Raw genomic sequence first — 14156 nt, 5'->3', positions numbered from 1 at the left:
AAAAACGCCAGGAGCGTTTTTGAACAACGCAACGCGTTGGTCCGTTTACGGGCGCACCTCAGGAATGAGGTGCGTAATTGCGCGGGCCGAGCGGCCAAAGACTGGCTTTAGCGCCTTTCCGATCTGACCGTCTTTCCTGCGCCGCTCCGGTATCACAGCAGTGCGGACCAGGCTTTATCAACCACCTCGGGCCGCTTTTTTTATTTAGTCCGCATCGTAGCCGAGATTCGGCGCCAGCCAGCGCTCCACCTCCGTAACCGACATCCCTTTGCGTGCCGCATAATCTTCCACCTGATCACGCTGAATCTGCGCCACGGCAAAATAGCGGCTGTCAGGATGGCTGAAATACCAGCCAGACACCGCCGCACCCGGCCACATCGCATAAGATTCGGTGAGTTTCATGCCGGTCTGCGCTTCCACTGCCAGCAGACGCCAGATAGCGGCTTTTTCGGTATGCTCCGGGCAGGCCGGATAGCCTGGCGCCGGACGTATCCCCTGATAATTTTCGCGAATCAGCTCTTCGTTGCTGAGATTCTCGTTGGGCGCAAAGCCCCAGATCACCTTACGCACCCGCTCGTGCAGGTATTCGGCGAAGGCTTCCGCCAGACGGTCAGCCAACGCTTTCACCATGATCTTGTTGTAGTCGTCGTGCTGACGATCATAGGCCTCCGCCAGCGCATCCTCTTCCAGTCCGCCTGTCACCGCGAACGCGCCAAGATAATCCGCTTTTCCGGAGGTTTTCGGCGCGACAAAATCCGCCAGGCAGTAGTTGGCGAAGTCGGTTTTCTCGGTCTGTTGACGTAAGTGATGACTCACACACAACACTTCATCGCGCCGCTCATCACTGTAGAGATGAATATCATCGCCGACCCGGTTAGCCGGGAAAATACCGACCACACCACGCGGTTTCAGCAGTGACTGATCACTTAATCTGTCGAGCATCGCATTGGCATCGGCGAACAGACGCTGCGCCTCTTCACCGACCACCTCATCTTCAAGAATGCGGGGATATTTGCCCGCCAGCGACCAGGTCATAAAGAATGGCGTCCAGTCGATGTAGTGGCGCAGCGTGGCAATGCTGGCCTCCACCTGGCTGACACCGAGACGGTGTGGCACCGGCGGCGAGTAGCTTTCCCAGTCAATCGACGTGGCGTTATCGCGCGCCGTCTGCAGCGAGACCGGCGGCGTGCGCGGCTTTTTGCGCGCATGCTGGATGCGTACGGTTTCGTACTCTTTGCGCGTTCGGGCAACGAAATCGTCTTTTAAGGTGGCGGAGAGCAGTGATGAAACGACGCCAACAGTGCGTGAGGCGTTCTGCACGTAGACCGTCGGGCCGCTGTAGTGCTGCTCAATTTTGACGGCAGTATGTGCCTTTGAGGTGGTCGCGCCGCCAATCAGCAGCGGTAAGGTAAACCCCTGACGCTCCATCTCTTTCGCCATATTGACCATCTCATCCAGCGACGGCGTAATCAGACCGGATAAGCCAATGATGTCCGCATTCACTTCGCGCGCCGTTTTAAGGATTTTTTCGCCCGGCACCATCACGCCAAGGTCGACAATTTCGTAGTTATTACACTGCAGCACCACGCCGACAATGTTTTTGCCGATGTCATGTACGTCACCTTTAACGGTGGCCAGCACGATTTTACCGTTGCTGCGCCCCGCCTCTTTGCTGGCTTCGATAAAAGGCTCCAGATAAGCCACCGCCTGCTTCATTACGCGTGCCGATTTCACCACCTGCGGCAGGAACATTTTGCCTTCGCCGAACAGGTCACCGACCACGTTCATGCCGGACATCAGCGGACCTTCAATCACTTCTATCGGACGCGGCACCTGCTGGCGCGCCTCTTCGGTATCCTGCTCGATAAACTCCGTGATCCCCTTAACCAGCGAATACTCCAGTCGCTTCACCACGTCCCAGCTTCGCCACTCGGCGAGCTGCTTTTCCTGCGCACCATCGCTTTTGCCGCCACGGTATTTCTCCGCCAGCGCCAGCAGCCGCTCGGTGCCATCATCCCGGCGGTTAAGGATCACATCTTCTACCGCCTCGCGCAGTTCTGTCGGCAGATCGTCATAGATGGCCAGCTGACCTGCGTTAACGATGCCCATATCCATGCCGTTTCGGATGGCGTAGTAGAGGAACACCGCGTGTATTGCTTCACGAACCGGATCGTTGCCCCGGAATGAAAACGATACGTTGGAGACGCCGCCGGAGATCATGGCATGGGGCAGTTCACGCTTGATATCTTCACAGGCACCGATGAAATCAATGGCGTAGTTGTTGTGTTCGTCGATGCCGGTGGCGACTGCAAAAATGTTGGGATCGAAGATAATATCTTCCGGCGGGAAACCGACCTGCTCGGTGAGGATGTGGTAAGCACGGCGGCAGATCTCAATTTTACGGGCACGCGTATCCGCCTGGCCCACTTCGTCAAACGCCATGACTACCATCGCCGCCCCATAACGCCGGACCTGCCGCGCATGGTGGATAAAGGCGGCTTCACCCTCTTTCATCGAAATCGAGTTCACGATCCCTTTGCCCTGAATGCACTGCAGCCCTTTCTCAATGACCTCCCATTTGGAGGAGTCGATCATGATCGGCACGCGGGCAATATCGGGCTCGCCTGCAATCAGATTCAGGAAGCGCACCATCGCTGCTTCAGCATCGAGCATCCCTTCATCCATGTTGATGTCGATGATCTGTGCGCCGCTCTGCACCTGCTGCAGCGCCACTTCAAGCGCTTCGTTGTACTTCTCTTCTTTGATCAGCCGCTTAAATTTTGCGGAGCCAGTGACGTTGGTGCGCTCACCAACGTTAACAAACAGTGACTCTGCGGTGATGTTCAGCGGCTCAAGACCCGAGAGACGACAGGCCACTGGAATCGTCGGCAATGGACGCGGCGCAACACCTTCAACCGCCGCGACCATGGCAGCTATATGCTTCGGCGTCGTACCACAACAGCCGCCAATAATATTCAGGAAACCCGAGGTCGCCCATTCACCAATCTGCTGCGCCATCAACTCTGCATCAAGATCGTATTCGCCGAACGCGTTGGGCAGACCGGCGTTAGGATGGGCAGTCACGTAGCCTTCAGCAATGCGTGACAGCTCCGCCACATACTGACGCAGTTCATCCGGTCCCAGCGCGCAGTTCAGGCCAAAAGAGAGCGGTTCGGCATGGCGCAGTGAGTTGTAAAAGGCTTCCGTGGTCTGGCCGGAGAGCGTCCGGCCTGACGCATCGGTGATGGTGCCGGAGATCATCAGCGGCAGCGTGACACCCAGCGCTTCCATCTCGGTCTGCACTGCATAGATGGCGGCTTTGGCATTCAGCGTATCGAACACCGTTTCGATCATAATGATGTCGGAACCGCCCTCCACCAGCGCACGGGTTGATTCGCGGTATGCCTCTACCAGCTGATTAAAGGTGACGTTTCGGTAAGCCGGATCGTTGACGTCGGGTGAGATCGAGCAGGTGCGGTTGGTCGGGCCGAGTACCCCCGCGACATAACGCGGGCGGTCCGGTGTTTTCGCCGTCCACGCATCTGCGCAGGCTCGTGCCAGCCGGGCCGCTTCATAATTGATCTCCGCCGACAGGCTTTCCATCTGGTAGTCCGCCATCGCAATCGACGTGGCGTTAAAGGTATTGGTTTCGAGGATATCTGCACCTGCAGCCAGATAAGCGTCGTGGATCTCGCGGATCACGTCCGGTTTACTCAGCACCAGCAGATCGTTGTTGCCTTTGAGATCGCAGGGCCAGTCAGCAAAACGGCTGCCGCGATAATCCTCTTCCTCCAGCCGGTAACTCTGGATCATGGTGCCCATGCCACCATCCAACACCATAATGCGTTGTGCGAGCTGCTGATGTAGCGCGTCGATTTTATTGCTCACTGTTGCCCCATTCACGTCAGTCTGCTGGCGGAAAACCCTGTTTTCCATTCTGGCACAACCCTGTCTGGCGACAAAGTAACCTCACCTGAGAGATTTTCAGATCATCGCCTCACAGGTCTGACCAGAAAACCAGCGTTTGCAAACCGCGCGATTAAAACGAAAATGATTTCCACAATGCAAAAGGAGAGACAACAATGGCCACGCCCGTTCCTGTTAAGCGCGGTAAGAAACCCCGCGGCACCCCTGTCGCCGCACCCGCGGGCGGTCAGGTTCAATCGCTGACACGCGGCCTGACGCTGCTGGAGCTGATTGCAGATTCACATGGCAGCGTGGCGCTGACCGAGCTCGCGCAGCAGGCGGGTTTGCCTAACTCCACCACACATCGCCTGCTCAGCACCATGCAGCAACAGGGCTTTGTCCGCCAGGTGGGCGATCTCGGGCTATGGACGATTGGCGCACACGCCTTTGTGGTTGGCAGCAGTTTTTTGCAAAGCCGTAATCTGCTGGCGCTGGTTCATCCGGTGTTGCGGAGCCTGATGGAGCAGTCCGGTGAAACAGTGAATCTGGCGGTGCTGGACCTCAGTGACTATCAGGCGGTGATCATTGATCAGGTGCAGTGTACCCAGCTGATGCGGATGTCAGCACCGATTGGCGGCAAGCTGCCGATGCATGCGTCAGGTGCAGGCAAAGCCTTTCTGGCCCATCTGGGGGAAGAACAGATTACTGCCCTGCTGCATCAGAAAGGATTGCACTACTACACGCCAAAAACCCTGATGTCGCCACAGAGTCTGAAAGAGAATCTGGAACAGGTGCGTAAAGCGGGCTTTTCGCTGGATGATGAAGAGCATGCACTCGGACTGCGCTGTGTCGCTGCACCCATCTATGATGAACATGGCGAGGCGTTTGCTGCCCTCTCCATCTCCGGCCCTATCGCCCGCATGACAGACGACAGGATTACGGAATTAGGTGCGCTGGTCATCCGCGAAGCGCGTCAGGTTACGCTGGCGTACAGCGGTCGCTAACCCTCTCTGGCGTATAGCAGACGCTAAAACGCTGCGTCTGCCGCCAGGCGATCACCTCTTCGACGTGGCCCTGCGCGATGCGCTGCTGCTGTGCGCGCCACCAGCTGGCGTCGAATATTTCCGGATGCAGTTCCAGCAGCAAAGCGCCGGTCGCGGTTTCGCTGCATAACGCATAGCGGAAGGTTTCGGGAAAGACATCGTCTGGCCCCACGCTATACCACGGCTCGGCACTGAGTTCATCTTCCTCATAGCGTGCCGCGGGCACCTCCCGGAAGTTCAGCTCCTGCATCGGGCGGATCTCATCGTAATCGTAAAATATCACCCGCCCATGACGGGTTATGCCGAAGTTTTTAAACAGCATATCGCCGGGAAAGATATTGGCTGCCGCCAGCTGTCGAATGGCATTGCCATACTCTTCAATGGCATGACGTCGCTCTGCTGGGCTGGCCTGGGCAAGATAGAGATTCAGCGGCTGCATACGGCGCTCCAGCCACAGATGACGAATAATCAGGCGATCGCCTTCGATATACAGCTTCTCTGCCACACAGGCGTGGAGTTCCGCCAGCAGCGCTGGTGAGATGCGCGCCAGCGGCAGTGCAAGCTGTTCAAACTCCTGGGTATCTGCCATGCGCCCCACGCGGTCGTGCTCTTTGACCTGCTGATAACAGGCGCGGACCTGTGCTTCCGTCACCTCTTTTTGTGGTGCGAAGCGATCCCTGATGACCTTGAATACCCAGTCAAAGCCCGGCAGCGTGAAGACCAGCATCACCATGCCGCGCACGCCAGGCGCGATCTCAAAGGCCGTTTCACTCTCTGCCAGCGCCTGAAGATATTCGCGATAGCTTTCTGTTTTACCGTGCTTCTGGCAGCCAATCGCCATATAGCGTTCGGCCAGTGTTTTGGCGGGCAGAATGGGTTGCAGCCAGGCGACCAGTGCCGCAGGTACCGGGGCATACACCATGAAATAGGCGCGGGCAAAACCAAAGACAATGCTGGCGTCATTTACATCCGTCAGACAGGTGTCGATCCACAGTTCGCCGGTTTCCGTCCGCTGGATCGGCAGCAGACAGGGAAAGATACCCGCTGGCAGATGCAGACGCGCCACCAGCCAGGCCGTTTTATTGCGATAAAAGAGTTCACTGTTGACCTCGAGCCAGCCCTCGCTCAGCCGGGGAAAATGCGACTCCAGGTGGCGGACAATCCAGCCCACATCGCGCGCGCGGTGCTGCCACGGTAGCGTCAGCGGTAGATCCTCCAGTATCTGATCTACCAATGCCCGCCAGCCCCGCTCCGGCTGGTAACGCCGTGATAAGGGGCGCAGAGGTGTGACCGGCGCGGTCAGGGACTGAGAGCTGAAGATAAACAGCCGTTCAGGTTGCAGGTCGGCATGTCCGTGTAGCCGGCAATAGACGGAATTAAAGAAGCTTTCGGCAATTTCGTGCCGCGGATAGCCAGGTAGCAGGCTTTGATAGTGATCTTTAACCCTCAGCCAGAACATCGCATCCCAGCTTGCCGCACCGTTCAGCACGCGCAGTTGATCGGCAACCAGGCTGACGTGATGATCATAGAGATGAATGCGAGCCTTCATGGCATGCTGCACTGCCTGCCATTCTGCCTGCTCAAAGCGCTGCTGCGCGCCGGCAGTAATATCCAGAAAGCGGCCATACTGAGCATCAAATCCCTGCAGGATAGTGTGGGCAATCAACGATTCGCGTGGCGGCATAGTCAGCTCCGGTCAATGCCCGCCCGCATGGTGCGGGCGGGGAATCCGTCAGAGGAGAAGCGTCAGAACTGGTGCTCTTCGGTCGAGCCGGTGAGCGCGGTGACCGAGGATTTACCGCCCTGAATGATGTTGGTCACCTGATCGAAATAGCCGGTGCCCACTTCCTGCTGATGTGACGAGAAGCTGTAACCGCGATCGCGGGCCGCGAACTCAGGCTGCTGAACCTTTTCCACATAGTGGCGCATCCCTTCACCCTGCGCATAGGCATGGGCCAGATCGAACATGTTGAACCACATGCTGTGGATGCCTGCCAGCGTGATGAACTGGAAGCGATACCCCATGTCGCTGAGCGCCTGCTGAAATTGCGCGATAGTGCGGTCATCGAGGTTCTTTTTCCAGTTAAACGAGGGCGAGCAGTTGTAGGCCAGTAGCTTGCCGGGGAAACGCGCATGAATAGCGTCGGCAAAACGCTGCGCCATCGCCAGATCCGGTGTTGAGGTTTCACACCAAAGGATGTCAGCATAAGGTGCATAGGCCAGTCCGCGACTGATCGCCTGTTCAATACCGGCATGAGTGCGGAAGAAGCCTTCTGCCGTCCTGTCGCCACGGATAAAAGGTCGATCGTATTCATCGCAGTCTGAGGTAATCAGGTCAGCGGCGTCGGCGTCGGTGCGAGCCAGCAGCACGGTTGGCACACCCATTACATCGGCCGCCAGTCGTGCCGCTACCAGTTTCTGAATCGCTTCCTGGGTCGGTACCAGCACTTTGCCACCCATGTGACCGCATTTTTTAACCGCCGCCAGCTGGTCTTCGAAGTGGACAGCCGCCGCCCCCGCCTGAATCATCGCCTTCATCAGCTCATAGGCATTGAGCACGCCGCCAAAACCGGCTTCAGCATCGGCAACAATCGGCAGGAAGAAATCAGTATGCCGGCTGTCGCCCTCTTCAATGCCGCTGGACCACTGAATCTGATCGGCACGCTGAAACGTCTGGTTAATGCGGGTCACCACTTCCGGTACGGAGTTCACCGGGTAGAGCGACTGATCGGGATACATCTGTCCTGCCACATTGGCATCCGCAGCCACCTGCCAGCCAGAGAGATAGATCGCTTCAATGCCCGCTTTGGCCTGTTGCAGTGCCTGCCCGCCACTGAGCGCACCCAGGCTGTTGATGTAACCTTTCTTCGCCTCGCCGTTCAGCAGCGCCCATAACTTTTCGGCACCGCGCTCTGCCAGCGTACAGGCAGGCAGAACCGAGCCGCGCAGATTAACCACCTCTGCTGCGCTGTAAGGGCGGATAATGCCCTCCCAGCGTGCGGTCTGCCAGAGTTGTTCCAGTTGATCGATCTGTTGAGTACGTGTCATGGCAATAGCTCCTCTGTTCAGGGGATCAGGCGGTAGCCTGGCAGGGTAAGAAAGGAAACCAGTTCGCGTTCGGTGGTGATCTGCGCCATCAGCTGTGCCGCGTCGTCATAGCGACCAGCGCTGAACCGGGCTTCGCCCAGCGCGTTTTGCAGCAGGTGCAGCTCTTCGTTCAGCCAGCGCAGAAACAGTTCGGCCGTAACCTGCTGGCCGCTGTTCAGGATTTGCTGATGACGAATCCATTGCCAGATTGAGGTCCGTGCAATCTCAGCGGTGGCGGCATCCTCCATCAGCCCGTCAATCGGCACACAGCCGTTACCGCTGATCCAGGCTTCAAGGTATTGCAGCGCGACGCGGATGTTGGCGCGCATCCCTGCTTCGGTGCGCTCACCCTGACAGGGCGCAAGTAACTGCTCCGCCGTGATCGGGGCATCCTCTTCCCGCATAACATGCAACTGGTTGGGTTGGTCGCCCAGCACGGCATTGAAGACCGCCATAGCGGTGTCTGCCAGGCCCGGATGCGCAATCCAGGTACCGTCATGCCCGTTGCCCGCCTCACGCTGTTTATCTTCCGTCACGCGCTGCAGTACCCAGGCATTACGTGTTGGGTCTTTAGCAGGAATCAGGGCTGACATTCCCCCCATCGCGAAGGCTCCCCGACGATGACAGGTTTTAATCAGCAGACGTGAGTAAGCATCCAGAAACGGCTGCGACATGGTGACTGACTGGCGATCCGGCAGAACGCGATCCGTATGCTGTTTCAGGGTTTTGATGTAGCTAAAGATGTAATCCCAGCGGCCGCAGTTGAGCCCCACAATATGATCGCGAAGATTCCACAGGATCTCATCCATCTGAAACACGGCGGGTAACGTTTCAATCAGGACGGTAGCCTTGATCGTACCGCGCGGCAGATCGAACTGATCCTCGCTGAAACTGAAGATCTCACGCCACCAGGCGATCTCCTGCCTGCTCTCTGTTTTCGGCAGATAGAAGTAAGGCCCGCTGCCTTTGGCCAGTAAAGGCCGGACGTTGTGGAAGAAATAGAGCGCGAAATCAAACAGCCCGCCCGGAATCGCCTCACCCTGCCAGCTGACATGTTTTTCTGACAGATGCAGACCGCGAACCCGGCACATCAGCACCGCTGGGTTTGCGCCGAGCTGATAAATTTTGCCTTTGTCGCTGGTGTAACTCAGCGTGCCCTGCACCGCCTCGCGCAGTGTGAGCTGCCCTTCCATCAGCTTTGACCACTCCGGTGACAGCGAATCCTCAAAGTCGGCCATAAAGACTTTTACGTTTGAGTTCAGGGCATTAATGACCATTTTTCGATCCGGTGGGCCGGTGATCTCAACCCGACGATCTTCTAAGTCGGCCGGAATGGATTGAATACGCCACGCACCCTCTCTTATGGAAGCAGTTTCCATATCGAAGTCTGGCAGATAGCCCTGGTCATAGCGTTGCTGACGCTGCTGGCGTGCCAACAACAGCTCGTTGCGTTGCGATGCAAAGCGTGCGACCAGCGCTTCCAGAAAAGAAACCGCTTCGGGCGTTAACAGCTGTTGTTCGGCATGGCTAAAGGGCTGGCTGAAATTCAGCGCAGGGCTGATCACTGAGTCTGTCATGCTGGCGTTCTCCTGTATTCAAAGGATCGAATGCAGCGGATCCACACGGTGTTTATTTTGTGAGCTACAGAATCAGAGCATAAGCATTTATTTTTCTAAATCAAAAACTATTTCCATTTTTATACATTAACCCAGCTATCCTGATGTTTTATATGGATTTAAAGTTTTATTTATTAAAGGAACGACTTTCATTGCTGTTTTTCAGGCGAAAAAAAACCGTGTTGCCATCGGCTAACACGGTTCAGTTGATCTTCGGGCGGGACTACTCCAGCGTTGGATTCATGCGACGCAGATCGAATGGCGTGATCTGGTAAACGTAGTAGTTGAGCCAGTTCGAGAACAGCAGATTACCGTGGCTACGCCAGGTCGCGCGCGGTGGCAGGGCCGGATTGTCCTGTGGGAAATAGTTATAGGGGACTTCCGGATTCACACCCGCTTCATAATCACGATGATACTCACCAGACAACGTCAGCGCGTCATACTCCGGATGGCCAGTAACAAATACCAGGCGTTTGTCTTTACTCGCCATCAGATAGGCACCGGTTTGTTCCGATTCAGCAAACAGCTCAAGATCGGTGTAATCCGTGATCAGTTGAGTAGGAAAATCAGCATAACGAGAGTGTGGTGCGAGGAAATTATCATCAAAACCCCGGGTCAGTAAGGCATGAGGATGCAATATCTGATGCTCATAGACGCCGGACAGTTTGTTATGCCGGGTTTGCTTGGGAATGCCATACAGAATATTAAGCGCCGCCTGCACGGCCCAGCAGACAAACAGCGTTGAGGTGACGTGCTCATTTGCCCAGTGCAGCACGCGCTGAATCTGAGGCCAGTAAGCAACATCATTAAAATCGACCAGCCCCAGTGGCGCACCTGTCACGATTAAGCCGTCATAGTTGTCATGCTGGATATCTTCAAAATTGCAGTAGAAGTTGTTGAGGTGCTCAGTGGGCGTATTGCGTGACTCGCGGCTGTCGATGCGCAGCAGCTGAATATCGATCTGTAAGGGCGAGTTGGAAAGCAGACGCAGAAACTGATTCTCTGTTTCGATCTTTTTCGGCATCAGATTCAGTATGAGCACTTTAAGCGGTCGGATCTCCTGAACACTGGCGCGCGACGACGTCATGACAAAGACGTTTTCGTCACGCAAAAAATTCACTGCCGGTAATTCGTCGGGAACCCTGATTGGCATAACCTGCTCACCTCTCGTAACCATATAAACGTTTAGACATCTGGATGCCCAACATTAGCCTGATCGTTGTGAGATGTCGAGGTTTCATGCGGAAAATGAAAATGTTTCAGCTTAAAGGGGGATAGTGTTAAAGGGACATAGCGCAGACGCAAAATAATGCAGACGTAAAAAAGCCCCGCACTCTCGTGCGGGGCTTCTTCACTTATATAATGCCTGGCAGTTCCCTACTCTCGCATGGGGAGACCCCACACTACCATCGGCGCTACGGCGTTTCACTTCTGAGTTCGGCATGGGGTCAGGTGGGACCACCGCGCTAAAGCCGCCAGGCAGATTCTGTTCTCCGCGCCGCCCCTTAAGGCCGCGCAGATATATCCGGTACAGGCTGAAAATCGTGTCTCTCAAAAACGCCTCTGGCGTTGTAAGGTTAAGCCTCACGGGTCATTAGTACCGGTTAGCTCAACGCATCGCTGCGCTTACACACCCGGCCTATCAACGTCGTAGTCTTCAACGTCCCTTCAGGACTCTCAAGGAGTCAGGGAGAACTCATCTCGGGGCAAGTTTCGTGCTTAGATGCTTTCAGCACTTATCTTTTCCGCACTTAGCTACCGGGCAATGCCATTGGCATGACAACCCGAACACCAGTGGTGCGTTCACTCCGGTCCTCTCGTACTAGGAGCAACCCCCCTCAATTCTCCAGCGCCCACGGCAGATAGGGACCGAACTGTCTCACGACGTTCTAAACCCAGCTCGCGTACCACTTTAAACGGCGAACAGCCGTACCCTTGGGACCTACTTCAGCCCCAGGATGTGATGAGCCGACATCGAGGTGCCAAACACCGCCGTCGATATGAACTCTTGGGCGGTATCAGCCTGTTATCCCCGGAGTACCTTTTATCCGTTGAGCGATGGCCCTTCCATTCAGAACCACCGGATCACTATGACCTGCTTTCGCACCTGCTCGAGCCGTCACTCTCGCAGTCAAGCCAGCTTATGCCATTGCACTAACCTCACGATGTCCGACCGTGATTAGCTGACCTTCGTGCTCCTCCGTTACTCTTTAGGAGGAGACCGCCCCAGTCAAACTACCCACCAGACACTGTCCGCAGCCCGGATCACGGGCCTACGTTAGAACATCAAACATTAAAGGGTGGTATTTCAAGGTTGGCTCCACGCGAACTGGCGTCCGCGCTTCAAAGCCTCCCACCTATCCTACACATCAAGGCTCAATGTTCAGTGTCAAGCTGTAGTAAAGGTTCACGGGGTCTTTCCGTCTTGCCGCGGGTACACTGCATCTTCACAGCGAGTTCAATTTCACTGAGTCTCGGGTGGAGACAGCCTGGCCATCATTACGCCATTCGTGCAGGTCGGAACTTACCCGACAAGGAATTTCGCTACCTTAGGACCGTTATAGTTACGGCCGCCGTTTACCGGGGCTTCGATCAAGAGCTTCTCCTTGCGGATAACCCCATCAATTAACCTTCCGGCACCGGGCAGGCGTCACACCGTATACGTCCACTTTCGTGTTTGCACAGTGCTGTGTTTTTAATAAACAGTTGCAGCCAGCTGGTATCTTCGACTGGCTTCGGCTCGGGGAGCAAGTCCCTCCACCTACGCGCCAGCGTGCCTTCTCCCGAAGTTACGGCACCATTTTGCCTAGTTCCTTCACCCGAGTTCTCTCAAGCGCCTTGGTATTCTCTACCTGACCACCTGTGTCGGTTTGGGGTACGATTCTGTGTTACCTGATGCTTAGAGGCTTTTCCTGGAAGCTGGGCATTTATCACTTCAGCACCGTAGTGCCTCGTCGTCACGCCTCAGCGTTAATAAGGGACCGGATTTACCTGGACCCTCCGCCTACACGCTTAAACCGGGACAACCGTCGCCCGGCTGATATAGCCTTCTCCGTCCCCCCTTCGCAGTAACACCGAGTACAGGAATATTAACCTGTTTCCCATCGACTACGCCTTTCGGCCTCGCCTTAGGGGTCGACTCACCCTGCTCCGATTAACGTTGAACAGGAACCCTTGGTCTTCCGGCGAGCGGGCTTTTCACCCGCTTTATCGTTACTTATGTCAGCATTCGCACTTCTGATACCTCCAGCATGCCTCACAGCACACCTTCGACGGCTTACAGAACGCTCCCCTACCCAACAACACATAGTGTCGCTGCCGCAGCTTCGGTGCATGGTTTAGCCCCGTTACATCTTCCGCGCAGGCCGACTCGACCAGTGAGCTATTACGCTTTCTTTAAATGATGGCTGCTTCTAAGCCAACATCCTGGCTGTCTGTGCCTTCCCACATCGTTTCCCACTTAACCATGACTTTGGGACCTTAGCTGGCGGTCTGGGTTGTTTCCCTCTTCACGACGGACGTTAGCACCCGCCGTGTGTCTCCCGTGATAACATTCCTCGGTATTCGCAGTTTGCATCGGGTTGGTAAGCCGGGATGGCCCCCTAGCCGAAACAGTGCTCTACCCCCGAGGATGAGTTCACGAGGCGCTACCTAAATAGCTTTCGGGGAGAACCAGCTATCTCCCGGTTTGATTGGCCTTTCACCCCCAGCCACAGGTCATCCGCTAATTTTTCAACATTAGTCGGTTCGGTCCTCCAGTTAGTGTTACCCAACCTTCAACCTGCCCATGGCTAGATCACCGGGTTTCGGGTCTATACCCTGCAACTTAACGCCCAGTTAAGACTCGGTTTCCCTGCGGCTCCCCTATACGGTTAACCTTGCTACAGAATATAAGTCGCTGACCCATTATACAAAAGGTACGCAGTCACCCCCATAAAGAGGGCTCCCACTGCTTGTACGTACACGGTTTCAGGTTCTGTTTCACTCCCCTCGCCGGGGTTCTTTTCGCCTTTCCCTCACGGTACTGGTTCACTATCGGTCAGTCAGGAGTATTTAGCCTTGGAGGATGGTCCCCCCATATTCAGACAGGATACCACGTGTCCCGCCTTACTCATCGAGCTCACAGCACGTGTGCTTTTGTGTACGGGAGTATCACCCTGTACCCTGCGACTTTCCAGACGCTTCCACTAACACACATGCTGATTCAGGCTCTGGGCTGCTCCCCGTTCGCTCGCCGCTACTGGGGGAATCTCGGTTGATTTCTTTTCCTCGGGGTACTTAGATGTTTCAGTTCCCCCGGTTCGCCTTGCAGCACTATGTATTCATGCTGCAATGATGCACAGAGTGCACCGGGTTTCCCCATTCGGACATCGACGGCTGTAGCGGTTCATATCACCTTACCGTCGCTTTACGCAGATTAGCACGTCCTTCATCGCCTCTGACTGCCTGGGCATCCACCGTGTACGCTTAGTCGCTTAACCTCACAACCCACAGGCGTTTTACA

6 protein-coding genes and 2 rRNA genes are annotated in these 14156 nt (G+C 55.8%); 1 reads left to right on the top strand and 7 read right to left on the bottom strand.

The features are described 5' to 3' along the window. Positions 1 to 204: 204 nt before the first annotated feature. Positions 205 to 3840: a methionine synthase gene (metH, locus tag AC6I77_RS01190; RefSeq protein ID WP_420372168.1), complete on the bottom strand. Its 3636-nt coding sequence runs from the start codon at positions 3838 to 3840 to the stop codon at positions 205 to 207. Positions 3841 to 4082: 242 nt separating this feature from the next. On the opposite strand from metH, the gene iclR reads away from it, so the two are divergent. After that, positions 4083 to 4910 carry a glyoxylate bypass operon transcriptional repressor IclR gene (gene iclR / locus AC6I77_RS01185; protein ID WP_140033700.1) on the top strand — a complete coding sequence of 276 codons (828 nt, stop codon included), beginning with the start codon at positions 4083 to 4085 and terminating at the stop codon, positions 4908 to 4910. Here iclR and aceK read toward each other — a convergent pair. From aceK to AC6I77_RS01155, 6 genes are all read right to left on the bottom strand, one after another. After that, positions 4885 to 6633 carry a bifunctional isocitrate dehydrogenase kinase/phosphatase gene (gene aceK / locus AC6I77_RS01180; protein ID WP_140033699.1) on the bottom strand — a complete coding sequence of 583 codons (1749 nt, stop codon included), beginning with the start codon at positions 6631 to 6633 and terminating at the stop codon, positions 4885 to 4887. The genes iclR and aceK overlap by 26 nt on opposite strands. Before the next feature lie 62 nt (positions 6634 to 6695). After that, entirely contained in the window at positions 6696 to 7997 is a 1302-nt protein-coding gene (aceA, locus tag AC6I77_RS01175; protein WP_003852771.1) for an isocitrate lyase, read from the bottom strand. A gap of 17 nt (positions 7998 to 8014) precedes the next feature. After that, the gene (gene aceB, locus AC6I77_RS01170) at positions 8015 to 9613 is read right to left on the bottom strand and encodes a malate synthase A (RefSeq protein WP_140033698.1); all 1599 of its coding nucleotides are present in this window, start codon (positions 9611 to 9613) and stop codon (positions 8015 to 8017) included. 262 nt (positions 9614 to 9875) lie between these two features. Further along, positions 9876 to 10805 (bottom strand): homoserine O-acetyltransferase MetA, encoded by a 930-nt coding sequence (gene metA, locus AC6I77_RS01165; protein WP_090963629.1) that lies wholly within the window; start codon positions 10803 to 10805, stop codon positions 9876 to 9878. A gap of 211 nt (positions 10806 to 11016) precedes the next feature. After that, positions 11017 to 11132, bottom strand: a 5S ribosomal RNA gene (gene rrf / locus AC6I77_RS01160). 93 nt (positions 11133 to 11225) lie between these two features. Then, positions 11226 to 14133, bottom strand: a 23S ribosomal RNA gene (locus AC6I77_RS01155). Positions 14134 to 14156: the final 23 nt, after the last annotated feature.

Source organism: Pantoea sp. X-Soil-ISGK-259 (genome assembly GCF_059730705.1).
Note: the sequence above shows the minus strand (reverse complement) of the source record. Positions and strands in the feature narration are given on the sequence as shown.

Excerpts from the sequence above, each read along its gene's own strand:
- metA (WP_090963629.1), bottom strand. The coding sequence starts at position 10,805 with ATGCCAATCAGGGTTCCCGACGAATTACCGGCAGTGAATTTTTTGCGT.
- metH (WP_420372168.1), bottom strand. The coding sequence starts at position 3,840 with ATGGTGTTGGATGGTGGCATGGGCACCATGATCCAGAGTTACCGGCTG.
- aceA (WP_003852771.1), bottom strand. The coding sequence starts at position 7,997 with ATGACACGTACTCAACAGATCGATCAACTGGAACAACTCTGGCAGACC.
- aceK (WP_140033699.1), bottom strand. The coding sequence starts at position 6,633 with ATGCCGCCACGCGAATCGTTGATTGCCCACACTATCCTGCAGGGATTT.
- aceB (WP_140033698.1), bottom strand. The coding sequence starts at position 9,613 with ATGACAGACTCAGTGATCAGCCCTGCGCTGAATTTCAGCCAGCCCTTT.
- iclR (WP_140033700.1), top strand. The coding sequence starts at position 4,083 with ATGGCCACGCCCGTTCCTGTTAAGCGCGGTAAGAAACCCCGCGGCACC.